This is a genomic window from Paenibacillus sp. FSL R7-0331 (genome assembly GCF_000758645.1).
Lineage (GTDB): Bacteria > Bacillota > Bacilli > Paenibacillales > Paenibacillaceae > Paenibacillus_AQ > Paenibacillus_AQ camerounensis.
On sequence record NZ_CP009284.1, the window covers coordinates 4,267,728 to 4,293,093 of the forward strand.

Below are 25,366 nucleotides of genomic sequence, written 5' to 3' on the forward strand. Positions count from 1 at the left end.
TTACTGAATTCCCGCTGTACCAAACGTAGCCTCTATAGCGCTTTTATAGTTATTCCATTCAAAATAAAAAGGTCCGGTCTTAACAGGCTCATTATTACTCCCCAGCCGAAAATCCTTCCATATGACCACATCGTCCTCCCTGTCGATTTTAACAGAGATATAGCCGCACTCCTCATCCGCACACCAGGGACAGACCAATATAGGGTATCTGTAGAACATATACTCATGGGGCTCTGCCAGTAAAAAGTAATCGATCATGCGCCGTTGATACGCTTCACTCCCCCAGCCCAGGGATGGAACCAGATCATGCTGTTTGAGCTTCTGGTACAGGGAATGTCCGTCAATAATCAGATCAGCAAACCTGGTATTTTTATTGCCGTCCTGCGCAGGATCGGATTCATCGAACCGGGTTCCGGGTCTAATGACCAAATGATTTATTGTGTTCATTGATTCTCCTTAAGGGTGAAATAATGAAGCCAACGCTACGCCGTATTATACCATGGCACAATAGTATCTCAATGTTCAAATGTATCCTTGTATTTTCAGACTCCATATATTTACATCTTTTGATACATATGCTATATTCTCTATGAAAGCGCCATCATGAATCAGTAGACTACAAGTTATTCATCCTATTTCACTATGGAAAGGAAGATGACGATGAAGAATTTAGTCAAAAAAGCAGGCGCAATGATGCTCGTAGTTACTCTGCTGCTTGGAATGGTGAGGATTGCCCCCGCTCATGCAGAGGCCCCGCTGTTCACGATTGAAAGTGAAAATGCCCAGCTCAGCTCCGATCTCCAAGTGGTTACGCAGATTTACGGAGCACCCAAGCCCGGCTACTCCGGAAGCGGTTTTGTCTGGATGCAGAACTCAGGCACCTTAACCTTCTCAGTGACCGTCCCGGAAACCGGCATGTATTCGATCAGCACCCGGTATATGCAGGAGCTCAGCGCTGACGGCAGACAGCAGTCATTGAATGTTAACGGCGTTACCAAGGGCTCGTATATGCTGCCCTACACAACTGCCTGGAAGGACTTCGATTTCGGCTTCCAAAAGCTGAACCAAGGCGTCAACACCATCCAGATCAAGGCAGGCTGGGGGTTCGCGTATTTCGATACCTTCACTGTCGATTATGCTGATCTCGATCCATTGAACGTACAGCCAGTCCTCTCCGATCCACAGGCTACCCCGGAAACACAGCTGCTGATGAACTATTTAACGGAGGTCTACGGCAATCATATCATCTCCGGCCAGCAGGAGATTTACGGCGGCGGGAATGACGGCAATGCCGAGCTTGAGTTTGACTGGATTCACAATCTGACCGGCAAATATCCCGCCATCCGCGGCTTTGACTTTATGAACTATAATCCGCTATATGGCTGGGAGGACGGAACAACGAGCCGGATGATTGACTGGGTCAATAACCGCGGGGGGATCGCAACAGCCTCCTGGCATATCAATGTGCCCCGCGATTTCACCGCCTATCAGCCGGGTGAATTTGTAGACTGGAAGAAAGCCACCTACAAGCCGACAGAAACCAATTTTAATACGGCCAATGCAGTCGTTCCCGGCACCCGAGAATATGAGTATGTCATGGCGGCTATCGATGATCTGGCGGAGCAGCTGCTGATTCTGCAGGATAACAACGTTCCAGTCCTCTTCCGTCCTTACCATGAGGCAGAGGGCAACGGCGGGCTGAACGGGGAAGGCGCCTGGTTCTGGTGGGCCTCGGCCGGGGCTGAGGTCTACAAGCAGCTATGGGATCAGATCTATACCAAGCTCACTGAAACGTATGGACTGCACAACCTGATCTGGACCTACAACAGCTATGTATACAGCACTTCTCCGGCATGGTACCCGGGCAATGACCAGGTCGATCTGGTCGGTTACGATAAGTACAATACGATCTACAACCGCTATGACGGATTGTCCGGCGTGCCTAATGAGGATGCGATTACTTCGATTTTTTATCAGCTGGTCGATTTAACCGGCGGTACCAAAATGGTAGCGATGACGGAAAACGATACCATCCCGAGCGTAAAGAATCTGACAGAGGAGAAATCCGGCTGGCTCTACTTCCTGCCTTGGTACGGTGAGCATCTTATGAGCAGCGCCTTTAATTATCCGGCGACCCTGACAACGCTCTACCAGAGCAATTATGTCATTACCCTGGATGAGCTGCCTGACCTGAGTGTGAATAACCCGATTCCAAATGCATCCATCACACCGGCAAACATCGAGTTTGACAAATATGCGCCTAATCAGAGCGACAAAGCCATAACCGTGAATCCTAACGGCAATACACTTACCGCTCTCCGGGCAGGAACTGCCGCCCTAACTGCAACTCAGGATTATACTTTAAGCGGAAATACGCTGACTCTGAAAAAAGCGTACCTGGCCCAGCTGCCGGTTGGCGAGCATTCCATCGTGCTGGATTTCAACCAGGGACAAGACCCTGTCTTGAAGGTGAAAGTCATTGATTTAACACCGGGGCCCGGACCGGATGCTTCAATCTCGCCGGTAACCGCAGCTTTTGACAAAGCGGCAGCCCTGCAGCAGGACATTTCCGCAGCGCTTACCTTGAACGGACACCAGCTGACAAGTGTGACGAAAGGAACTGCTGCGCTTGCCTCCGGCCAGGATTATACAGCAACAAGCACTGCAGTTGTTCTGAAAAAATCGTATCTTGCCACACTGCCGGTCGGCCAGCATGTGTTAACCTTTCATTTTAACGCGGGAAATAATGCCGTTCTTACCGTAAATGTAACAGACAGCACCGTAACCGTACCGTCAGGAAACCTGACGATTCAGGCCTTCAATGGCAACACCACTGCCTCCAGCAGCGGCATATCGCCAAAATTCAAAGTAACCAACAACGGAACCTCGGCGATCCAGCTTAGTGACGTCAAGCTCCGGTATTACTATACTATCGACGGGGATAAAGCACAGAGCTTCTGGAGCGACTGGGCCAGTGTCGGTAGCGCAAATGTCACCGCCAATTTTGTGAAGCTGGCAACTCCGGTAACCGGAGCGGATTATGCGCTCGAGATCGGCTTTACGAGTGCAGCGGGAACACTTAATCCCGGCCAGAGCGCAGAAATCCAGACCCGCTTCTCCAAATCCGACTGGTCCAACTACAATCAGGCTGACGATTACTCCTTCAAGGCCTCCGGCACACAGTTCGCCAGCCATGATAAAATCACCGGTTACGTGAGCGGTCAGCTGGTCTGGGGAATTGAGCCTTAAGCAGACCAAAAGAGTGGGTCAGGGGTATCCCTGGTCCACTCTTTTTTTTCACCGGAAAGAACGATTCGATGCTGAATAATGATAGTGTGCGGATTGCCGCCAAAAGTACATCAACATACCCAGCAGCGTTATCAAACCGCCTATAAATTGAGATCCGGAGATGGTTTCTCCCAGAACTATATAAGCCAGTATAATAGCCACAACGGGTTCTCCAATAATGCCTACTGACACGGTTGTGGCTCCTATCGTCTTAAGCAGGCGATTGAATATATACTGACCGAATATTGTAGGAACGATCGCAAGCGTTAGGAAATACGTCCAGTCCGATGAATTGTAATTTGTTAAGGAATAGCCGCTCAGCATACTGTAGATGAACAGAACACTTCCTCCGAGAAAAAAAACCACGACACTATACAAATTAGCATCAATTTTCCGGCTCAACTTTTGTCCGGCCAGCATATAGGCTGAAACCAGTATTGTTCCGATTAGAGATAATCCGTCCCCAATCAGCGCTTCTTTTGAAACCCCGATATCTCCCCAAGCGATGATCACCGAGCCAAACAGCGAGCTCACTAAGCAAATCACACTCAGCATGCCGGCACTCTCCCTGAATACAAAATAGGAACCGGTCATAACAAATAGCGGCTGCAGCGCCAGGATCACCATGGAACTTGCCACGGAAGTATAAACAAGCGATTCCATCCAAAATAAGAAATACAGTCCCAGGAGCAGACCGGCCAGAAGGAACGTCCCCCATTCCTTGGCGCTCAAGCTTAAGGAGCGAATCGTTGTCCAAGGGACGAAAGGAAGCATGATGACCGCTGAAATCAAAAGCCTATACATACCTGCTATGGCGGTTGGCGTATCAGAAGATTTAATCATAATGGAAGAAACGGAAACGGACAGAATGGCGATAAATAGCAGTACGTAAGGATGAAGCAGTAGCGGTGATTTGTGTTCTCTCACTTAAAACCCTCCAAGAGGTCTTATCCGGTCATCTGTGCACAGGCTCTGGTGATAAGCCATAGATTTGATATAATAATATCACCGTTTCTATAATACTTGTGCAAACATATCGCTAATTAATATGGATATATCGTCATAGAAAGAAGGTTTTTGTCATGCCAAAACCGCTTTATGAAACAATTGCATATCCCGACCGTTCGTTTCCTTACATTATGTACACCCATACGCTATATACGAGCATTCCTGATGGACGGGGGTTTAACGACCTGCACTGGCATGAAGAGCTGCAGATTACATTGGTAACAAAAGGGATATTGGTGCTTCAAGTAAACGGGATCGATTATGAGTTAAAGACTGGCCAGGCGATCCTAATCAACAAGGGAATTCTTCATGTAGCGACACAGCTAAGCGATAATGGTGAATATGTAAGTTTTAACTTTCCCGAAAAGCTAATCGCTTTCCACCCGGAAAGTACTATGGAAGAGAACTATGTGTTTCCTTACACCCGTTCATCTCTCGTATCAACCGTTATTGCAGGTAACGCGAATTGGGAAAAGCAAGTATTGGTCATGCTTTGGGACATGCGGAGAGTATTTAATATGGAAAAGCGATGGGGATGGGAATACAATATTTCGATCAGAACGGTACAGCTCTGGTTCCTCTTAATCTCCAACCTTACACTGCCGAAAGAGGAAGCGCCAAAACACGTAAAGCAACAGCAGGAAAGATTGCAACTTATGCTAAGTTTTATCCATAAGAACTACTCTAGTCCTATTACGCTAAGCGAGATTGCGGATAGCGCGCATCTGAGCATCTCAGAATGTACGCGAAGCTTTAAGAAGACGGTTCGTATTACGCCATATGAGTACCTTATTAAATACCGGATCAGAAGAAGCTGCGAACTACTGGTATCCACAGAAGATACGATCACCGAGATATCCGGCAAAGTGGGGTTCAATCATGTAAATCACTTCATCCAGTCCTTTAAAAAAGATCAGGGAAAAACACCTAAAACCTTCAGGGAATTCAGAAGCGGCGCTTCCGGTTAGCCTAATGCGTATTGAGTTAATTCCTCCAAGTCATTTATAATTGCGTCGGCATTAACCTCTAGAAAAAATTGTTTATTTCGCTTCCATACTGCTTTGATACCTACATCGCGACTCGCTCTTATATCGTTTTCCGGGTGGTCACCTACAAACAGTGCGTCTTCTGCTCTCACTCCCAGTTTTGACAGAGCTCGAATGAATATCTCTGGGTTTGGCTTTCGAAGTCCTTCCCATTCTGATATCAGAACCTCGTCGAATAGATGACTAATACCCAGTGCTTTAAAATTATCATACTGGAACTGTCCATAACCATTAGAGATTAGCGCTAACTTTACTCCGTTGTTCTTTAATTGAGTAAGCATAGTCATCATATTAGGGAAACCTATGCAATGCCTTTGAAAACTAATTAAATAATCACTTAGAAGCTCTGTCCACTCTATATCTTGAATGGAGAACTCATCAATAAGCTGCTGGTAAACCTTATCTTTCCAAACATATCCGTGATTATCAAGCTCGATAAACCGCCGTACAAAAATGTCTTTCTCAACTAATTGAAGTTGTGAAAACCGATCGTACTGGTCACGAGCAAAAAAGACAAGCGAGGCATCACGGTTTAATAACGTACCATCTAAATCAAAGAGTACCGCTTTAATATCCATGTCTTTAGCCCTTCTTTAAACCCTAATTTATTCAGGTCCCATCCGTAATAATGTCAAGAGATCATCGGAGATCCCAGGTGTCGTAAATACGACCTCTTCACCATAGAGTTCATTAGGGATGCCATCAGGCACCGCTTGTACATGGCAACTCATGGCTCCCGCCTCCCGTGCAATCAAGCCTGCAGCGGCTACATCCCACGGTGAAAGACTTTCCGTATGTGCATCTAACTTTCCGGATGCCACATAACAAATGTCTACGGTTGGTGCGGCAAAACGCCTAATGTCACGACAGTTTCTTCGGAGCCGGTTCACTCTTTCAATTGCCGGCTGGACTTTTGCTGGATCATGCGGAAAACCTGTAATAATGACGGCATCTAATAGTGAAGTACATTTACGAATTTGTAAACGATCGCCATTGCAATAAGAGCCTTCCCCTTTAATTCCAACATAAGTACAGTTCAGATCCGGCGCATATACGGCTCCTGCGAGCACTACACCCTCCTTATAGAACGTATATACCGCGCGCTCTTTATTGAATTGTTCGGCAAGTTCAATTTTTAAGTTTGTTTCAAAGGAGAGGCTATAATCTGTCTGCTGTATTAAATTGGCGTTTCCCGTTAGACTAAATTATAAAATTTTATTCTTTTTAAGAATAGCTCTTGTAATTAAACTAACAGCGAGTATTGCATATGCATATCCCATTTTTAAATATAGTGCAGCGATCTCGTCCGATGCGCCTGGTTTATCGAAAAAAACAAAGAAGCCTATATATATTACATATCCAATTGAGCAGAATGTAATGATATTCGCAATTAATTTATACGTTTTCTTCGACATGAAGTCACCTCCAGAATTAGAAGAAAAACATCCCCCTACTGTAAATTACTCAGTCCATCCTGATAATAATTTAATCCGAAGTTGAAGAAATCGCCGATTTGAGCATCCTAAGAAGCTAGCCGCCTTTGGAGACTTCGGCCAACCATTGCTCAGTCTTTTCAATAATCTTTTTAATCTCTTTGGTGCGGAATTCGCTCAATGGTTGACTCCAATCAGGAAAGTCCGCATCCAATAAGACGAGTATGTACTCACCATTTGGATTAAACTCGGGGCGCCAACTAAGGTCCAATATTCGTTTCCTGTAAGAATTTTCGAACTGAAAAATATCCTCATTAAACTCCCATCTGTAAATATACTCATCATCAATAAACAATTCAGGGTTTGATTCTGTAAATTGGTTAAATGATATTTTCCATCCCGCTGGGATTCTTAACGGAACTAGAGGGGGAATCATACGAACACCTCGTTTATTTGACCAGCGTTTCCTGTTAGATGAATGATTCTTCGGTTATAAAAAATCCAACAGGATAGTTCGCATCGTCTTCTGTATCTACATCAGGGTATCGATTAAAGGCTGATTGGAAATTATCATGTTTGATCAAATGATCAATTAGTTGTTCAATTCTATCCCTACTTATAATATCAATCAACATCATGTCGCTGGACCAGTAATATGCACCGTTCATGCATTCACCGGTTTGTATGTTCTTTTGCCTTAACGTCTCGATATTTTGGTAAGTGAAAAAACTGGCAATCCATTTGGAGCGATTCGGAAAAACAACAATAACATCAGAGTTGTCATCCTTATGATTCCATGAGCCTACAGGCCACATTTCAGCTTCTATCCATATATAACGGTTCGAAAAGTTCATATCCCGTCTCCTATCTGGGCCTGCATTTAAGCTATTGTTACCAGTTAGCGTAAAACTCTCTACTCCTCAACCTCAAATATTGAATCAATTATGATTGGAAGATTGTCTCTAACCGAAACAGCTCCAAAGACTGAACGTGCATGGACACCTTTTTCTCCGAAAACATCCAGCATAAGATCTGAGCAACCATTCAACACTTTATGATGTTCTTCAAAATTAGCGTCCGCATTAACAAAACCCTGAATTTTAACCACTCGTTTCACTTTATCCAGTGTATCTAAAGCTGTTTTTAGTACAGCCAAAATTTCAATCCCTGTTTGTCGTGCAAACTCATAACCTTCTGCAGTTGTATAATCCTGACCTAACTTACCTTTAGGTGTTCCAGTAGGTCCCTTGCCAGAAACAAACAATAACCCGTTTACTTTTATGAAGTTTGCGTACTTAGCTGCTGGTTCGCTTGCATTGGGAAGAACGATTCCTAATGTTGCTATTCTACTGGCTACTGTTTGTTCAGTCATGTTCAATCTCCTCGCTCATCTGATTTGGAAGAATTATACTACCCTATCAGTAAAGGAGCAACCATTTGTGCTTGACTGGTCTCAGGTGCTTTGATTTTGTGTTTTAACGTTTCGGTGAGAATCTCCTTATTCACATCGATCTACCTGTTATGCTTTTAACGCCAGCGCTTTTCAGCCCGGCTATTTTTATACATCGGCTTATTACCGATAACACGCAGCTGACAGCAGCAAGCCCCATCCATATAAAGACGGAAGAAGACATCCACACGCTGATCATGTAGTAGTTGTATTGAATCAGGTAAGGCCAGATCACAATTAGCACCAGTAGCAGCAGTCTGAGACTTAGAGAGAGACCTGCTATTATTCTTTTTCGGCTTCTTGACCGTTCGTTTTGAATATCCCCCCTGCTCCCTCCAGCCAGTCTGATCCCTTGTAGAGTTATGCTAATAACGGCCAGCAGGACCAAGAACGAAAACACCACATCAATTAGATTATATGTATCATCGTATTTATAGGCTTTCATGGCATTGCCGTTCATATTCTCATATAGATTGTGCGCAATCAGCGACGGAGCCGCCGAATTCAGGTTGGCCAGTACAAACACAGCTGTCTGCTGCTCCAGATTGATGATGACCTGTGAGGAATAGTTGGGATTGCTCCCGCTATGGCGGATTAGCTGCTCATCCTGTTCATTGCTCCAGCCGTACGAATAATATTGACCTTCCGCCTCCAACCCTGCTGTCTCTGGCCTTGCTTCATGTGATTGCCGGATTGCTTTTCTTAAATGATCCGGAATATTCCCGGTATCCAGTTGGGCATGAACCCAGCGCTCTAAATCTTTAACATTCGTTACCAGGTACCCGGCAGCTATATTACCATAGTATCTAGGGGCATCGTACGCTATGCTTTTGCCAAAAAACACACGATAGCCCTTACTGAGCTGCTCCGGTTCCTTTTCCTGCCCTGTTGCAAAATAACTGTCTGACATTCCTAAAGGCATTAGAATATTCTGTGCTACATAATCCTGATAGCTCATACCTGTAACTTGTTCGATGATCAGCGCCAAAATATCATAATTAACCGTCGCATACTGATATCCAGTACCCGGGTATGTATCTAATTCAATGTCAGAAATCTTATGTACAGTGTTACTGAGCATCTCCGCCGTAGTGCCCTCAGGAATTAACCGGATGCTCCAGGCCGGAATTCCGCTGGTATGAGCCAGCAGTTGGTTGATCGTTATACCCGTCTTTGCCCCCTTAAAAGCAGGCCCGAACCATGGCAGATAGTCTGTTACCAGATCTGAATACGAAAGTCGTCCTTCCTGCTGCAGCAAAATAACAGCCAACGCCGTAAAGGCCTTCGTAGTCGAGCCCAGCTCAAAAAGGGTATCTTCAGTGACCTGCTTGTGCTGTTCAGCATCTGCGTAGCCGTATAGCTTAAACTCTGTTTTCCCCTGATTGCTTATTAAGGCCGCTACACCCGGTGTAGCTGTTTTGAGCATAACGCTTTCTGTCATTTCATCTACCGTCCCATACTTTCCTGCCGTGAACAGGCTCCCTAGCCCCTGCCAGCAGAACACCGTAAATATCACGATTATGAGAACCAGACTGCCTATTACCTTCCCTTTTCCCGTAAAAAATCTCCTCATTGCTTCTCTCTCCCCCTGGTCATTCGATCCCTGCAAGCTCCATATTCAGGTATTTCATTACATAGAATTTGACGTTCTACCCTTTCCCTTCACTGCATCTTGTAACCATCTTCACATAAAAAAAGCCCCGCCAAAGATCAGCAGAAGCTTTACACTCTCATTATTCAACTTAAGATTCCCCGTACAGCCTACCGGTTCAAAATCACATTCACTTCCTCAGCCAGCTTATCCAGGCTCTCCTGAATGTTCAGGTTCTCCAGCCAGATCTCGTTAATCCGGCCGCCCATCAGGTCCTCGATCTCGTGGTATGCACCGGTCATTGGACGCATTTTGCTGAATTCGAGCTGGTCGGAAGCTACCTGGTAGCCGGGGAATGCCGCGATCGTTTCTTTCATCAGGTCGGTATCCAGTGAAGACAGGCGGGTCGGCAGATAACCGGTGTTGGCAGAAGCGTAAGCAGCCTGCTCCGTATCGGACAGCCATTTCATGAATTCGAAGGCAGCCGCTTTTTCCTGATCCGATCCGGTATTAGCCAGATACGTATTGGAGCCGCCCACCGGCACGCCCCGCGTTCCATCTTCTCCTGTCGGGATCATCGATACACCCAGCTCAAGCCCGTTCTTTTGCGCCATCCCTGCGAACGTCTTGTAACCGCCGATACTGGCAAAGATCAGGGCTGTGCTTGGCTTGGCAATTGCGGCATAAAAGGCATCTGAGTCGGTAACGCCCAGCACCTTGACCAGTCCTTTGGACTCCAGCTCTTCAATGAAGGTAATCAGCTTAACCGCGCCTTCGCTGTTGATATTCGATTCCGTTTCTTCTGCGTTAACAACTGTAGTCCCGGAGTAGGAATGCAGCAGCGCCTCCATTACCCAGAAATCGTAGTTGAACAGGTACATCGGCGGTTCGCCGGTAGCATCATGTGCTGCCTGCAGGTACGCTTCAAGCTCGGCAAAGGTAGCAGGGCCGTTCGCATTAAGTCCCGCTTTGGCCGCCAGCGTCTTATTCACATACATCACCGGCACACTTCTCATATGCGGGAAGGCGTACAGGTCCTCACCGACGTACAGGTTACCCAGATCTCCGATCTGAAAATCAGACCGGTCAAAGTCCGTTGCCTTAATATAAGGCTCCAAATCTACAATAATATCATTATCGGCAAAACCCTTGGTCATCGCCACTTCGTCCACGAACACATTCGGGAGCGTACCGGCAATGGCCGCGGCATTCACCTTCTGCTGCATCTCCCAGTAGTCGCCCTGATACTCGGCATTAACGTGGATGTTCAGCTCGGCACCTTTGGTTTCATTGAACTGGTCCACCAGCGCCTGGTTCACCTCTTCAACAGCCGAGGTCCAGAATTGCAGCTCTATTGTCTGATCCCCCTTCTCATACGGCGCCGCCGATACTTCAGCATCTGTCTGCGCACAACCAGCTAACCCCATTGTTACAGGAACTGTCATCATTAACGGCAGAACTTTCTTTTTCCACATACTCATTGTCCACTTCTCCTCCTAGAACCTTCTCTAATGTGTACTGCTGAAGCTATGGATCAGCACGGGAGCCTGCGGACGCTGCCGCTACTTCACTCCCATGTAAGTAAACGCCTTGATAATCTGCTTGCGCGCCACCACAAATACGATCAGAATCGGCACAATCAGCATCATATTCCCAGCCATCACAATCTGAGGGCTTAAGCCCTCAATATCCTGCAGCCTCTGAATACCGAGCGGCAGTGTCCGGACAGCATCCGTCGTCGTCCACACCAGCGGAAAAAAGTAACTGTTCCACGTCCCGATAAACGTCAGCAGTGCAAGCGTAGACAGGGTCGGGATTGCGGCGGGCATCATGATGGTGTAGATGATTTTGAATTCTCCGGCATTATCGAGCCGCGCCGCTTCAAGCTGGGAGTCAGGAACCTGCATGAACGTCTGCCGCAGCATGAAGATGGCCGTACCGCTGGCGATAAAAGGGACAATCAGCGACACATAAGTATTCAGCAGTCCGGACTTCGCGAACATAACGAAGATCGGCAGAAAGATCAGCTGTCCGGGAATCATCATTGTCGCCAGCACAGTGCCGAACAGCCAATTTTTCCCCTTAAACTCATATCTCGCAAACGCATAAGCCGCCGGAACAACCACCAGCACCTGACCGATCAGCGTTCCCAGCGTAATAATCAGGGAGTTCCGCGTATAATGCAGGAAATCAATCCGGGTAAAAGCATCCTTAAAGTTCTGCCACTGCAGCGACTGGACCCAGAATTTCGGCGGCATCGCCAGGACTTCGCCCAGTGTTTTGAAGGCGGTCAGGATCATCCAGTAGAACGGCGTCAGGAAGATGACGATCAGCAGCACCGAGATTAGGATACGTAAGGCCAGCCCGGGCGCTCTTATCAATGTTTTCACAAGTCTGCTCCTTTACCGGTAATGGACCCGTCTGTTCAGGGCCTTGAAGTAGAAAATCGTAATCAGCCCCACTATCGCCATCAGCACCACCGCCATCGCCGCCGCATAACCGACCCGGTAGTACTCAAAGCTCTGCTTGTAGATACTGAAGATCAGCGTGTTCGTGGCATTCGCCGGTCCGCCCTGGGTCATGATGTTGATCGTCTCGAATACCTGGAAGGAGCCGATGATGTTCATCAGGATCAGAAAGAACAGGGTCGGGGAGATCATTTTGAGCGTGATTTGGAAAAAGACAGACTGCTTCGATGCATTATCCAGCGCCGCCGCCTCATACAGATGAGCGGGAATCGAGCCGAGGGCCGAGGTAATAATCAGCGCATTGAAGCCGACCGACTTCCAGACCGACACGAGCACCAGTGAAAATAACGCCACCTGCTTATCCGTCAGCCAGCCCACCGGCCCGGCCCCGATCAGGGAGAGCAGATAGTTGAACAGCCCGGTATCGGTATTCATCAGCCACATCCAGATCAGCGAGACCGAGATCAGGGAGATAATGTTCGGCGTGAAGCTCAGCGTCTGGATGAAGCGGTTGATGAACGTGTTTTTCTGCAAAAAGAGGGCTAACAGCATCGCCAGCACCATCACCAGTGTCACATCCATCACCATATAGAGCAGGGTGTTACTCAGGATACCGAGAAAATCGCGGCCCTTGAACAGCTCGATATAATTATCCAGTCCCGCGAACTTCATCGGCCCGCGCATATTCCAGGTGAAGAAGCTCAGGTATACGTTATAGAGAATCGGATAGATGTAAAAAATCGTCAGGATCATTACCGCCGGTGCAACCAGCAGATAAGGCAGCAGCTTCATGCTCTTACTACGGTTCTTCATGCTGTGTCCCCGATGGACGAAACAGTCACGCCTGCTCTGCTGGCGTCTGCCGGTATCCGCTGCTCCTGTGCGTCGAAAAAGAATAAATGCTCCTTGTTCACATACAGCTTAACCGGCTCCAGACTGCGCTCGGGACTGTCGAAGCATTTGACGGATACGCTCTGCCCGCCTGCAAGCACCGCTTTGTAAATCACCTCCGAGCCAAGCAGCTCGCGGCTGCTGAGGACGGCATCCAGCTCAAGCAACTGCTCACACGCAAGCCCCGGCTCGGGCACAAACTTCGCTTTTTCCGGCCGGAACCCGAAGAATTTCGCCCCGTGCGGTGCTTCGCTAAGGATGCCGCCTGACCGGGCAAGCTCCAGAATGTTCATCGGCGGCGTGCCGATAAAATGGCTGGTGAACATATTGCGCGGCTCATTGTAGATCCCGTGCGGCGTATCCTCCTGCATAATCCGCCCGCCGTCCATCAGCACAATCTGTGTGCCCATGCTCATTGCTTCCACCTGATCATGTGTAACGTAGATGAAGGTCGCGCCCAGCTTCTTATGCAGCTCAATCAGCTCGATGCGCATCTGCTGGCGGAGCTTGGCATCGAGGTTCGACAGCGGCTCATCCATAAGGAAGACCGCCGGCTTCTTGACCATCGCCCGGGCCAGCGCGACCCGCTGCCGCTCGCCGCCGGAGAGAAACTCCGGCTTTTTGTGCAGATGCTTGGTTAAACCCACCGTCTCGGCAATCTCGGTGATCAGGCGCTTCCGCTCGGCTTTGGGTACCTTGTTATTTTTCAATCCGTATTCGATATTCTTCTCCACCGTCATTGTGGGATACAGCGCATAATTCTGAAAGACCATCGCCAGATTCCGTTTGCCCGGCTCCACCTGGTTCATGCTTTTGCCGCCGATGGAGATCAGGCCTCCGGTCTGCTCCTCCAGCCCGGCAATCATCCGCAGCGTCGTCGATTTACCGCAGCCGGACGGCCCGACCAGCACGGTGAAGCTTCCGCTCTCAATCGTCAGATTCAATCCTTCTATGATGCTTTTATCGCCGTAGGCTTTGCTTACGTTCTCCAGTACAATGCTGCTCATGGTTTCCTCCTTTGGCGGGGTTAGTATGCGATATGGGCATTTGGGCTTCGCCGTGACTCCAGAGAATGTTTGGACTTCCGGCCGCTGTTGTCTGCAGATTTCTTGGATTGTACCGCTGTTAGCGGTTGAAATCCGCAGACTGCTTATGCTTCCGGAGCTAGCTTTTCTACGAAAAGCTTTTAGGCGGACGCTCCGCTCCTCCAGTTCCAAAATTCCCCTCCGCCACTTTCCCTTATTGTTAGAATTCAGTCCAAACTATACCGTCACCTTGCTCAGCGCCGCCACGCCCACATCCGGCCGGTTGGTCATAATCCTTGTTACTCCGAGCTGCTGCAGCCGCAGAATCTCCGCTTCATCATCCACAGTCCACGGATTCACCTCATACCCGTTGTTCTTGGCTATTTCCATGAACGCAGCGTCCACACCAAGGTAATACGGATGCAGCACATCTGCCCGGCAGCTGGCCGCATATACATCCATCCGGTAATAGCTCTCCATAAAAGCAATCGCGGTCCGCAGCTCCGGATACTCGCGCTTCAGCCGGGCCATTGCGTTATGGTTAATGGAAGAGATTAATGTCTGCTCCTGATAGCCGCTGGCTTTTACCAGCTCTGCTGTGCGGATATTCACTTCTCCGTAAGGGTTAGCATAATCCTTAGTCTCAATGTTGATATACAGCTGATGCTCCTTGGCGAACTGCATGACTTCCTTCAGCTCAGGAATCCGGCTTCCCTCGGTGCTATACTCCCCTTGGAAGGTGTAGGAGAAGTCATATTCCCGCAGCTCCGCCAGCGTCAGTTCGCTTACCCGGCCCTTGCCGTCCGATGTACGGTCGATCGTGTGGTCATGAATAACGGCCAGCTTGCCGTCCCGGGTCAGCTGCACGTCCAGCTCAATGCCTTGTGCCCCCATCCTGCGGGCCAGCTCAAATGAAGCCATCGTGTTCTCCGGCGCATAGGCGCTTGCCCCTCTGTGGGCCAAAATCGTTGTTTTGTTCATCCTGTTAACCTCTCAGCCCGATGCAGACATCCGGCCGGTCCGTAATAATCGCATCCACGCCGGCCGCCAGCATCCAGCCGATATGCTCGGGCTCGTTCACTGTCCAGGCGTTAACCTGTACCCCGGCAGCACGCGCCTCGTCCACAGCCTCACGGTTCACTCCAAAGAACACCGGGTGCAGCGCGTCAGCCTTGGTCAGCCGGGCATATTCAGCCCCCTGGTACAGTCCGGCAATGTACAGCAGCCCTGTTTTCATCTCCGGGTACTCATTCTTCAGCCTCACCATCGAGTAATGGTTGAAGGAGGAGAAAATCACCTGCTCCGTCAGCCCGAATTCCCGCACCAGCTCAGCTGCTGCTCCGGGAAGCCCGGCGTACAGCTCCATTTTGGACAGGATATCCTTGACCTCAATGTTCAGATACAGCCCGTACTCCTTCACCAGCTCCAGTACCTCGCGAAGTGTAGGGATGCGTGCAGTTGTATATTTTTCTGCAAAACCCTTATTGAAATTGAAGGCTTTAAGCTCCTCCAAGGTGTATGAGGTAATGTCACCCTGTCCGTCCGAGGTCCGGTCAATGCTGTCATCATGAATCACGACGATCTCCCCGTCTTTGCTGAGATTAATATCAATTTCAAGACCGTCTGCCCCCTGCTCAACCGCCAGCCGGAAGGCTTCCATCGTATTCTCAGGGGCATAAGCGCTCGCTCCGCGGTGGGCCAAAACCTTGCAGTTGTTCATAATCTGTTCAACCTCCTCATAATGGGTCTAAATAGAACATCATTAACAGACTAGCAAAACGTCTCCTGCTCCCGCTTTAGGGGCGGGCAGCAGTGGATCTCCCCTGCTAAAGCGCCAACCTCAGTCAGTCGGTTCAGAGTCAAATCGGTTTAAGTGTACTTTGTACAATTAAAACAGCAGAAATTAATCATTATTAGAGAATAACTGTATTCCGCGCATCTATTTTCCTTAAAAAGGCCTGTTCCGGGCGTTTTCGGAAAATATAAATGTATAGAGTGCAGTTAAAACCTGCTGCGGAGCTATTTAGCCAGGTTTAGTTGCAGAAAGTACAGTTATTTCAGCCTGGCACATTCATTATGCCGTTTCATTGCCTTCGAACAGGACAAGTGCATCACCGAGAAGAGGAAAGGGCGGGCACTGCCGCCTTTATTTGATTTCATAGGATCTTCTCGCTGTGGAAGCGATAGATCGTCTTCTCATCAGGTTATAAATTTAGTTGGTTGCTAGATAGCTTGTTCTTTCATGCATGATCCCCGGCAGTACAATATCTGCCAGCGTGTCCAGCACATAATGCGGCTGAATCTGCATCCGCTCAATATCCGTGCGGGAGCTCACTCCCGTTAGTACCAGTGCGGTATGCATGCCGCTGCTATGGCCCATCAGAATGTCCGTTTCCAGCCGGTCGCCGACCATCAGGCACTGCTCCGGGGCAAATCCCAGCTTGTGAAGTGCTTCCCGGGCATAGTACAGTGACGGCTTCCCCATCACCAGCTCGGACGGCTTACCGGCTGCGGTCTCAAGGGCTTTGACGATTGCCCAGGTATCAGGAATATAGCCGCCCGGCACCGGGCAGACCGGATCGGGATTCACAGCGACCAGCGCTGCCCCCGATCTCGCCGCCGTCATTCCAAGCCGCAGCTTCTCGTAGGTGAAGCTGCGGTCCATGCCGATCAGCACATGCGTTGCCGCCGCCGGATCGTCCGTAACCGTCACGCCGCACAGCTCCATCTGCCTGCGCATCACGTCTTCACCGACCAGATACAGCCTCGCCCCCGGCTCCAGCCTGGCAAAATACATACCGCTGACATACAACGCGGTCAATATCTCCTCTTCCCGGCAGCTAAGGCCCATTGCGGCCAGCCGGTTCAGACAGTCCAGCGGGGTGTGCACCGCGCTGTTGGTGAGAAAAAGAATTTTTTTGCCGCGCCTGCGCAGCTCTGCCACTGCCTGCTCCACTCCCGGAAGCAGCTGATCCCCGATGAACACAGTTCCATCCAGATCAAAGCAATATGCCTCATACGAAGCGATGTCCATCTGCGGCCACCTCATTTCTCTCATGTTGCCGGTACAACCGGAATTTTGCGCACAAAAAAACCAGCTCCAGAAAGGAAGCCCTCCTCTACGCGTATAGGCATACGTTAGATCGGAACACCGTTTTCTGACCGCTGGGTTTTCTCATCGTCTCCACCCCGGGGTGCTGTATGTAGTTTCAGGTCTTTCCATAATGACGCGTCGCCGATTGATACGTAGTCTGCGCCGCTCTCCAGTGCACTGCTGATCTCTTCCTCGTGCCGGATCAATCCGCCAACAATTAGCGGCTGCCCGATACGCTGCTTCATCTCACTAATAATCCTTGGCATAAGACCGGGCATCAGCTCAACCTCATCAGGATTACTCGACTTAATCATGCGCAGCGCAGTCTCTATTGCCGCCGAGTCGATTGCAAATACCCGCTGGATACTCGCTAGCCCGTGCTGCCTGGCTGTAGCGATGGCATTGCTTTTGGTGGTAATAATCCCGTCTACCTTAAAAGCTTCAGCCAGATACTGGATCGCCGCCGCATCCCGCCCGATTCCGCCGACCATCTCGACATGTACAAAAACCTGCTTGCCCGCTTCCTGCAAAGGCCGTACAAGCTGTCCCAGATTGTTAATGTTGCCGGTCATCAGGTTTACCCTGTTCACCGTGCAGCTTATAGCCTGCCTGATCTGTGATTCTACCGTAATTGAAGCAATGATGGGGTTATGCTTCATGCTGAGGCACACTCCCTTTCGCTTATCGCCTGGTCACCGGCTTGTATCGCTTCCGGCCCTGAAACCAATGTTACAGCTCTTTTGTTGGCCCCGTATTCGGGGGATGTAAAAGTTAGTGTTAACGGGGACGCGAGCATTTTGCCTTCTTTTAACCATATGATCGAGAACCTGCCTGCATCAACGCGTAAAAAAAGACACCACCGGAGTGATGCCTCTCTACGAATCTATATCGTTACAGAAAGTTATAGCTTGTTACAGCTCCAGACTTCCGCCGTATTCAAGGGCTGTACCGGGAATCCCTTCCTTAGCCAAGGCATCCACAAAGCTTGCTACATCCTGACGGATCGGCGGGAAGGTGTTGTAATGCACCGGCAATACATGCTTGGCGTTCAGCCATTTGGCAGCAATCAGCGCATGCTCCGGCCCCATTGTGAAATGTCCGCCCATCGGGAGAATCGCCAGGTCGATGTTATACAGCTCGCCGAACATTTTCATGTCACTGAACAGCCCGGTGTCACCGGCGTGCAGAATGGTTTTGCCTTCCGCTTCAATGATGTAGCCCGCAGGCATGCCGCCGTAAATAATCTGCTGCTCATCGTCAAGTGTAATGCCGCTGGTGTGGAAAGCATGAATCATCGTCGCTTTGGCAAAACCGAGGTCAACCGTTCCCCCGATGTTCATCCCGATCGTCTGCTTAACACCCTTCCATCCGATATACGTAGCCAGCTCCACAGTTGCCACTACCGGCGCGTTATTGGCAATCGCAATCGGCGCAGCATCCAGAATATGGTCCGCATGCGCATGGGTCAGCAGCACCGCATCTGTCTTAATATCCTCAGGCTTCGTCACCGCAGCCGGGTTACCGCTAATAAAAGGATCGATAATCAGCGACTTACCGCCTACCTCAAGCTGTACACAGGAATGGCCGTGAAAAATAACCTTCATCTCTTATCTCTCCTCTTCTGATATTTAGATTGAATTTGAGTTAGTTAATTTCGGGTTGATTCGCAACTCCAGAGAATGTTTGGACTTCCGGCCGCTGCCCTTCTGCAGATTTCTTGATTTGTACCGCTAATTGCGGTGGAAATCCGCAGACTGACTATGCTTCCGTAGCGAGCTTTTCTGCGAAAAGCTTTCAGGCGGACGCTACCGCTCCTACAGTTCCAAAATTCCCTACCATCACTCTTCCCTTTATCTTTTCTAAAATTCAATCTGCATATTTGCTCATGGACTCGCCGTGCAAAAGCATACCGTTTACGTTACAATGACAAAAGAGTATGGACAGGCGCTGCAACAGTTGCGCATTCACTTCTTCCACCACTCAATATATCTATTTTTATAACGAACGTCTATATTTATAATATATTCGTTATCACTACCTGTCAAGAGAGGCGTGAGAACGTGCTGTCTGTCGAAAAAACTATGCTCTTCCTGCTGTCCCGCGTGGACCGGATGAACGTCCAGCAATTCGTGGAAATCTATGAACTGAGAGGCTACACCTCTACCTATATCCGCAACAGCCTGTCCCGTCTGAAAAAAGAGGGCTACATTGCCTCACCGGTCCGTTCCTTGTATTGCATCACCTCTGCCGGACGCGCCTACATCAAGTCCATTAACAGCAAACCGGCCCGTTATGAGCAGCAGTGGGATCATACCTGGGATGTGGTCATGCTCGAGGTCCCGGAGCAGGAGCGCAGGAAACGGGATGCTTTTCGTACCGCCATTCTGCAGCTTGGCTATGGGCTTCTATATAACAGTGTCTACATCTCCCCCTGGAATTATCGCCAGGAAGTGACGGAGTATGTGGAGAGCCTGCAGCTCACCGGCAATGTCTCCATTCTGCGCGGCGAGTTTGCGGAAGGAACGATTACCCCGGCCAAGGCCTGGGACATCTGGCAGCTGGATAAGCTCGAAGCACTGTACTTAGATAAAAGCGCCTGGATCTCCCGGGAGTTTATCCCGCTTGCAGATGAGGCTATCCGCACCGGTGAGGCACTGCCGCTGTTCCTGCTGTTCCTGCAGATCGGCGAGGAGATGAGCGGCCTGATCATGGCCGACCCTTCCCTGCCGGATGAGCTGCTGCCGGCTGGCTGGCCCGGCAAGGCCGTTATCGCCGAGCTTCAGGCCCAGTGGCACAGGGTGGCTGCGGCGATTCCGCGGGATTCCTTTTATGCTCAGTTTACCTGAGATTGCGGGCTGGGTCGGAAACAAAGGGAAAAAGGGGCAGCCCTGTTGCGGGCTGTCCCTTTTGTATTTCTGTTACACCTGCCGGCCGGTGGCCAGCAGCTCTTTGACTGCATCAAGGCTGGTAAGCGGGGCACGGCAGGCAAAATTACGACATTCGTAAGCCGTAGCCTGCCCGTCCACCGCCGGCTTATCCTGTAGATGGAGCAGGAGCTTGTGCAGATCTTCACCATCACTGCCTGCATAGTTGACGATCAGCGAGGCATCCGGCAGGTACGTCTGCTGGACCTGGGCCAGCATGCTATGCAGGACAGGGTCCTCCAGCTTGCCGGACAGCACCCATTCGCGTCCGCCGGACAGCAGCCCCAGATGCGCCTGCAGGTACATCGAATAACCCGGCGGATATTCTCCTGCCGCAGAAGCCAGCACGGCTGCGGTCCGCTCGGCCACCGCCTTCAGCTCCACATCCTGCGTAATCACCGACAGCTTGTACAGCTGCTTGGCTGCAACCGAGTTGCCAGACGGCAGCGCCCCGTCATACAGCTCCTTGGAACGTATTGGCAGCTCTTCCCCGTCTATGCCGGTGAAGAAAAAGCCCCCGCCTTCCTCGTCGCTGAACAGCGCAAGCAATCCATCCTTCAGCTGCAGCGCCCGGTCCAGATGGACCACTTGACCCGTTGCTTCATATAGCTCGGTCAGGCCCCAGATCAGGAAGGCATAATCGTCCACATAGGCCGGAATCGCCGCTTCCCCGTCACGGTATCGGGCCAAGAGGCGGCCATCCTCAGGCCGGCGCAGCTGCTCCCAGATGAAATCCGCCGCTGCTGCCGCTGCCTTGGCATACTCCGGCTTTTGTAGCGCCTTCGCGCCCTTCGCCAGCGCCGCGATCATCAGGCCGTTCCAGGCGGTGAGCACCTTATCATCCTTCAGCGGATGAATCCGCTCCTCGCGGTAAGCGAACAGCTTCTCGCGCCACTCCCCGGTCCGCGTCTTCATGCCGAGCGGATTCATACCCATCCGTTCAGCCATGTCCTCCGGCAGCCCCTGCAGCAGGTTAGGAATATTCGCACCCTCGAAATTGCCCTCAGGTGTAACGCCGTACACATTGCAGTAGGAATGCATGTCCTCCAGATCCAGCGCTTCCGCCAGCTCATCGCGGGTGAAGACATAGAACTTGCCTTCAACACCTTCGGAATCAGCATCCTCGGCAGAGTAAAATGCCCCTTCAGGAGAAGTCATATCGCGCCGCACATACGTAAAAATCTGCTCGGCAATCTCGGCGTACAGCGGCTTCCCGGTAATCTGAAAAGCTTCCAGATAAGCGATGGCCAGCAGCGCGTTATCGTAGAGCATTTTCTCAAAATGCGGCACCAGCCATTCCCGGTCCGTCGAGTAACGGGAAAATCCAAAGCCGATATGATCATATATCCCGCCGCGATACATGCTATCCAGCGTCTTCTCCACCATCCGCAGTGCTTCCGGCTGCTGGTAAGTCTGGCTGTATGCCAGCAGGAACGACAGATTATGCGGCGTCGGGAACTTCGGCGCATTGCCGAACCCGCCGTATTCCTCGTCGAACTGGCGCTGGTATAGCGAGAACGCCTCATGCAGCAGCTCTTCACCGGGCAGCGCTCCGCTACCCCCGCCCGCCTGCTGGGCATTCTTGCGGTCCAGCTCCTGCAGATCTGCTAGCAGCTCATCGCCGAGCTTGTCCAGCGCATCGCCGTCCTGCTCCCACTTTGTATGGATCTGCTCCAGAATATCCATCAATCCAATGCGCCCCAGCATCCGCCTTTTCGGGAAATACGTGCCCGCATAGAACGGCTTCTTGTCCGGCGTCAGCAGCACCGTCAGCGGCCATCCCCCGCTCCCGGTCAACGCCTGACACACCGACATATACAGCCCGTCAATATCCGGCCGCTCCTCGCGGTCGACTTTGATGGCTACGAAGTTGTCGTTGAGTAGCTTGGCGACATCCTGGTCCTCAAAGCTTTCGCGCTCCATTACGTGACACCAATGGCAAGTCGATTAAAGCCTCACTACGAATACCCAATAGATAAGAAGACAGGCTTGTTCTCCTGCTTAGCTTTATCAAAAGCTTCTTCCGACCAAGGAAACCAATCCACCGGGTTATGCGCGTGTTGCAGCAGATAAGGTGATTTCTCCTTAGCTAATCTATTGGGTACTTTTTGAGTTGTCATGGGGCATCACCTCGTTTCGTGTTGGATTTGGGTAAAGTATTGCTTAGGGTTAGTTTACCCAAAAAGGTGGGGGAAGGCACAAGGGGAATCCCGACTGGGGATTTATATTAAGATTTAGCGAAGTTAAAACAATTGAATCAAGCCGAAATAATTTCACAAAAAATTATTTCGACTTGTTAAAATGCCTATTTCTTTAAGAAGAAAGCCTGAACCAATCTTTTATGCTTAATTGAAGTCTTAAAACTTCATCTTCAGCAAGGGGAGAACAATGAGCGATTGGATTCCTTAAGCTATTCAAGCTAAAAAGAACTTTTTCAACAGCCTTCACACTGTTAAATACCCCTCCAAATATAGACCAATTACTCTTAATAATTTCTCCGAGTTGACCAAAAGTAGTATAGTCAATTGGATCGACTGATCGAGGCGTTATTCCAGCATCACGTTCCCTAGACATGTTTTTTGATACTTCTTGTTTAATGACTTCAAGAATAACATTTTTTTCTTCCCACCAATTCTCACCATAAGCTATTTCTAAAATATCAGATATCATTTCTCGTATAGACTTTTCTAGACAATAAAACAATTCATAATGTTTAGCCATCATAGCCGCTTCATTTCTTATTTTCTCATTAAACTGCAAATAATAATTATCTTGTTCCAAAGATTTCTCTTCGTTTGTTATTACCAAACCTTCAATCCCGTATTGTTTTTCAATTGTCAAAAGGTCAGCGATAATTATTTGATTAGTCATTCCAAAAGATTTAATAATTCTATTCATATTCTTCATTGATTAATCAAGTGCTCCTTTAAACTCTTAAAGATAGCATTAAACACCTCAATATTTGTCGTTGCTGGCAAATTTAAATTTATTGTGTAAGATAAATTAATACTTTCTTCACTTTCGACTTTATGTCTGCTTTGGAATTGTGGAAGAAGCTGATTTATAAAAAGATCTGCACTGGGAGAAGGCATCGATTTTTCTTGAATTATTTCTGGTTCAGGTTCTAAATCTCCATCAAATTTCGCCATATCCTTTAACAATTTAAAAGTCGCTAATGTAAATTTTAAAGCGCTAGATTTTTCATCACCACCAGTTAATTGAACTATAAGTCCCATTAACTCCTTATCTGGTAATTCATATGCATATTCATTCTGATAAAAAATGTCGGAATATGCATTTTCCATACCTCTTGCTATAATTATTTCAGACTTCGATTTATTTCGATATTCTTTATACAATTCAGTTGGAATTCCATCCGGCGATACAAAGCCCATTTTCTTTAGAAATGGTACTATTGATTTTGCAGTTCCACCTTTCATTTTTAATTTAGTTTCTACAAAATCCCCTGTAAATCTTTCAGGTAAAATTGATTCTCGAATCTTTTCTAACATTGTTTTTAATGTCCCTGGATTGCTAACATAAGGCAAATTTTTAGTCGCCATTACTTTCCTCCTAAATCATTATTGTTATAAATACCACTGGTATCACGAACATATCTATTACGTCACTACCTTTAGTAATCTTCTGAAATTTCAAGTTGATTTTAGATAGTAAATGATTAAAACGCCAAAAAAATTTTTGGGAAGGTGTATGATTTCGAATCTTCTGCAATTAATATGAAAATTGTACCCAACAGTTCCCCTCCCATGTATTCATGTATAAAAATAATTATTCGACATAGTTATCATTTCCCCTTCCAAAAGAACTAAATTTCTCCATGTAAAAACCCCCTGATTTTTTCAGAGGGTAATTGTTTTCTAAAAATGCTTTTCATTTGATTAATACACACCGTCAACTCCACCCGATTCCCTTCCCGATTATACACAATCCGCTCCACCAGCTTCTTCAGCGCCCTAATTCTTCTCTTCCATTATAGCCGTACCGCGGCGTTCCTCACTTCATTGAAGTGTGACCTTATTGAGATAGTAACTCCATGTGTTCATCCAATTACTCTTCTTCGATATCAAATCTAAAAACTAAATGATCCAAATTTTCTACTTTTACACTAACCGCATCAAATATTTTACCATTCACATCCACTTTTTCAACTTTAGGATACACCCCGACAAAATAGCATCTGATTTCTCCTTCAAATGTTGTGAGCTTTTCAAGTACTTCAAGTAATTGATTTTTCTTATTATATGATTTGATCTGATCTGAATTGAGGTATATGGTCATTTCTAGCGACTGTCCATTTACCCAAGCTTTCTTTATGAATTTTATCTTGTAATTATTACCATATTTTTTTAATTGGGTTACTCCCCCCCAATAGATAAAGCCTTCTCCATCTTGGAAGTATTCACTTTTTTTAAAAAATGAATAATACGATTTCTTTTTCCCATTAATGGTAAGAGATACTGCTTTCAATGTCCGTTCATCGTTATTTCATAACAATCGATTATTTGTTCAAAATAATGAGTTTTTACATTTGAAAACTTATTTGTACTTGATCCAGAACTTTTGGACCGTCTAGTGTTATTCAATGCTGTATCTCTATCATTAGTGTTGCTATTATCGGTTTTTCGGATACTATTTTTTGATAGAGTCGGTTTGACAAGTAAAAACTCTGTAGGGATTATACTTTTTTTCTTATTATTAGACTTCTTCGCATTTACTTCTATAGTAGATTCGAAATCGACATTGTAGTAATAATTACACTTTTTCGGAATCTGAATGTGGTTTATGGAACTTTTTGTTCTAAAATGAATTTTTGTTTTGGTTTTTTCTTGTCTATAAATCGCAACTGGAAGTAACGTTACTCTACAGTTTTCACTAGGACATTGAAAAGTAAGTCTTTTCAAATAATATTCGGAATCTTCACTAAAATATAAATCTCTAGCTTCATATGGATTGATATAATCATTTGTCTCTACACAAAACGCTTTTTCAAATTTCATACTTTCCCTCCATAGTACTTCCAAGAATGATTTTAGTATTAAATAATATCGATTATATAGAACGTAAATAATAAACTAACATAATCTCTCCAGTCGCCAAACTCGGGTAATAGATGGTGAATGAACTCGA

The 25,366-nt window shown here is 48.0% G+C and carries 26 protein-coding genes; 3 read left to right on the top strand and 23 right to left on the bottom strand.

All coding sequences use genetic code 11. The features are described 5' to 3' along the window. Window positions 1–447: a hypothetical protein gene (locus R70331_RS18170; RefSeq protein WP_042177640.1), complete on the bottom strand. Its 447-nt coding sequence runs from the start codon at window positions 445–447 to the stop codon at window positions 1–3. A gap of 213 nt (window positions 448–660) precedes the next feature. On the opposite strand from R70331_RS18170, the gene R70331_RS18175 reads away from it, so the two are divergent. Continuing rightward, window positions 661–3,249 carry a glycosyl hydrolase gene (locus tag R70331_RS18175; protein WP_042177642.1) on the top strand — a complete coding sequence of 863 codons (2,589 nt, stop codon included), beginning with the start codon at window positions 661–663 and terminating at the stop codon, window positions 3,247–3,249. Between the two features lie 48 nt (window positions 3,250–3,297). On the opposite strand, the gene R70331_RS18180 is transcribed toward R70331_RS18175, so the two are convergent. Next, complete coding sequence (locus R70331_RS18180) at window positions 3,298–4,215, bottom strand: DMT family transporter (RefSeq protein WP_042177645.1); 918 nt, start codon at window positions 4,213–4,215, stop codon at window positions 3,298–3,300. Window positions 4,216–4,370: 155 nt separating this feature from the next. On the opposite strand from R70331_RS18180, the gene R70331_RS18185 reads away from it, so the two are divergent. Continuing rightward, window positions 4,371–5,264 carry an AraC family transcriptional regulator gene (locus tag R70331_RS18185; protein ID WP_042177648.1) on the top strand — a complete coding sequence of 298 codons (894 nt, stop codon included), beginning with the start codon at window positions 4,371–4,373 and terminating at the stop codon, window positions 5,262–5,264. Here R70331_RS18185 and R70331_RS18190 read toward each other — a convergent pair. The 15 genes from R70331_RS18190 to R70331_RS18265 all read right to left on the bottom strand — a co-directional run bounded on the left by R70331_RS18190 (window position 5,261) and on the right by R70331_RS18265 (window position 18,898). After that, window positions 5,261–5,920 (bottom strand): HAD family hydrolase, encoded by a 660-nt coding sequence (locus R70331_RS18190; protein ID WP_042177650.1) that lies wholly within the window; start codon window positions 5,918–5,920, stop codon window positions 5,261–5,263. The two genes, R70331_RS18185 and R70331_RS18190, sit on opposite strands and share 4 nt — an antisense overlap. A 27-nt stretch (window positions 5,921–5,947) precedes the next feature. Then, window positions 5,948–6,520, bottom strand: coding sequence for an inositol monophosphatase family protein (locus tag R70331_RS18195; protein ID WP_081947653.1), 573 nt, complete (start codon window positions 6,518–6,520; stop codon window positions 5,948–5,950). Between the two features lie 352 nt (window positions 6,521–6,872). Next, on the bottom strand, window positions 6,873–7,211 hold the full coding sequence (locus R70331_RS18205; RefSeq protein WP_042177654.1) for a hypothetical protein: 339 nt from the start codon (window positions 7,209–7,211) through the stop codon (window positions 6,873–6,875). Window positions 7,212–7,245: 34 nt separating this feature from the next. Then, window positions 7,246–7,629 carry a hypothetical protein gene (locus tag R70331_RS18210; RefSeq protein WP_042177656.1) on the bottom strand — a complete coding sequence of 128 codons (384 nt, stop codon included), beginning with the start codon at window positions 7,627–7,629 and terminating at the stop codon, window positions 7,246–7,248. A 59-nt stretch (window positions 7,630–7,688) separates the two neighbouring features. Further along, window positions 7,689–8,147 (bottom strand): RidA family protein, encoded by a 459-nt coding sequence (locus R70331_RS18215; protein WP_042177658.1) that lies wholly within the window; start codon window positions 8,145–8,147, stop codon window positions 7,689–7,691. A gap of 130 nt (window positions 8,148–8,277) precedes the next feature. After that, entirely contained in the window at window positions 8,278–9,798 is a 1,521-nt protein-coding gene (locus R70331_RS18220; RefSeq protein WP_042177660.1) for a serine hydrolase domain-containing protein, read from the bottom strand. Between the two features lie 188 nt (window positions 9,799–9,986). Next, window positions 9,987–11,297, bottom strand: coding sequence for an ABC transporter substrate-binding protein (locus R70331_RS18225; protein WP_042177663.1), 1,311 nt, complete (start codon window positions 11,295–11,297; stop codon window positions 9,987–9,989). Between the two features lie 81 nt (window positions 11,298–11,378). After that, window positions 11,379–12,206 carry a carbohydrate ABC transporter permease gene (locus R70331_RS18230; RefSeq protein WP_231576309.1) on the bottom strand — a complete coding sequence of 276 codons (828 nt, stop codon included), beginning with the start codon at window positions 12,204–12,206 and terminating at the stop codon, window positions 11,379–11,381. Window positions 12,207–12,218: 12 nt separating this feature from the next. Continuing rightward, a complete protein-coding gene (locus tag R70331_RS18235; protein ID WP_042177666.1) occupies window positions 12,219–13,097 on the bottom strand; it encodes a carbohydrate ABC transporter permease in 879 nt (292 codons plus the stop codon). After that, window positions 13,094–14,182: an ABC transporter ATP-binding protein gene (locus tag R70331_RS18240; protein WP_042177670.1), complete on the bottom strand. Its 1,089-nt coding sequence runs from the start codon at window positions 14,180–14,182 to the stop codon at window positions 13,094–13,096. Before R70331_RS18240 ends, R70331_RS18235 begins: the two co-directional genes overlap by 4 nt. 255 nt (window positions 14,183–14,437) lie before the next feature. Beyond that, entirely contained in the window at window positions 14,438–15,181 is a 744-nt protein-coding gene (locus tag R70331_RS18245; protein WP_042177674.1) for a glycerophosphodiester phosphodiesterase, read from the bottom strand. A gap of 4 nt (window positions 15,182–15,185) precedes the next feature. Then, window positions 15,186–15,920, bottom strand: a complete 735-nt coding sequence (locus R70331_RS18250; protein WP_042177677.1) for a glycerophosphodiester phosphodiesterase — start codon at window positions 15,918–15,920, stop codon at window positions 15,186–15,188. 492 nt (window positions 15,921–16,412) lie between these two features. Then, window positions 16,413–17,234, bottom strand: a complete 822-nt coding sequence (locus tag R70331_RS18255; RefSeq protein WP_042177679.1) for an HAD-IIA family hydrolase — start codon at window positions 17,232–17,234, stop codon at window positions 16,413–16,415. 104 nt (window positions 17,235–17,338) lie between these two features. Continuing rightward, window positions 17,339–17,953 carry a glycerol-3-phosphate responsive antiterminator gene (locus R70331_RS18260; RefSeq protein ID WP_081947654.1) on the bottom strand — a complete coding sequence of 205 codons (615 nt, stop codon included), beginning with the start codon at window positions 17,951–17,953 and terminating at the stop codon, window positions 17,339–17,341. 252 nt (window positions 17,954–18,205) lie between these two features. Further along, on the bottom strand, window positions 18,206–18,898 hold the full coding sequence (locus tag R70331_RS18265; RefSeq protein WP_042177682.1) for a metal-dependent hydrolase: 693 nt from the start codon (window positions 18,896–18,898) through the stop codon (window positions 18,206–18,208). Between the two features lie 456 nt (window positions 18,899–19,354). On the opposite strand from R70331_RS18265, the gene R70331_RS18270 reads away from it, so the two are divergent. Then, window positions 19,355–20,140, top strand: coding sequence for a PaaX family transcriptional regulator C-terminal domain-containing protein (locus R70331_RS18270; protein WP_042177685.1), 786 nt, complete (start codon window positions 19,355–19,357; stop codon window positions 20,138–20,140). A 72-nt stretch (window positions 20,141–20,212) separates the two neighbouring features. On the opposite strand, the gene R70331_RS18275 is transcribed toward R70331_RS18270, so the two are convergent. From R70331_RS18275 to R70331_RS18295, 6 genes are all read right to left on the bottom strand, one after another. Then, window positions 20,213–22,141, bottom strand: coding sequence for a thioredoxin domain-containing protein (locus R70331_RS18275; RefSeq protein ID WP_042177687.1), 1,929 nt, complete (start codon window positions 22,139–22,141; stop codon window positions 20,213–20,215). A gap of 35 nt (window positions 22,142–22,176) precedes the next feature. Then, complete coding sequence (locus R70331_RS32320; RefSeq protein ID WP_197071345.1) at window positions 22,177–22,338, bottom strand: DUF255 domain-containing protein; 162 nt, start codon at window positions 22,336–22,338, stop codon at window positions 22,177–22,179. A gap of 193 nt (window positions 22,339–22,531) precedes the next feature. Beyond that, window positions 22,532–23,125: a Swt1 family HEPN domain-containing protein gene (locus tag R70331_RS18280; RefSeq protein WP_042177690.1), complete on the bottom strand. Its 594-nt coding sequence runs from the start codon at window positions 23,123–23,125 to the stop codon at window positions 22,532–22,534. After that, a complete protein-coding gene (locus R70331_RS18285; RefSeq protein ID WP_042177693.1) occupies window positions 23,122–23,781 on the bottom strand; it encodes a DUF5343 domain-containing protein in 660 nt (219 codons plus the stop codon). Before R70331_RS18285 ends, R70331_RS18280 begins: the two co-directional genes overlap by 4 nt. 505 nt (window positions 23,782–24,286) lie before the next feature. Beyond that, window positions 24,287–24,706 (bottom strand): hypothetical protein, encoded by a 420-nt coding sequence (locus tag R70331_RS18290; protein ID WP_042177696.1) that lies wholly within the window; start codon window positions 24,704–24,706, stop codon window positions 24,287–24,289. Next, a complete protein-coding gene (locus R70331_RS18295; protein WP_042177699.1) occupies window positions 24,703–25,236 on the bottom strand; it encodes a hypothetical protein in 534 nt (177 codons plus the stop codon). Before R70331_RS18295 ends, R70331_RS18290 begins: the two co-directional genes overlap by 4 nt. Between the last annotated feature and the right edge of the window lie 130 nt (window positions 25,237–25,366).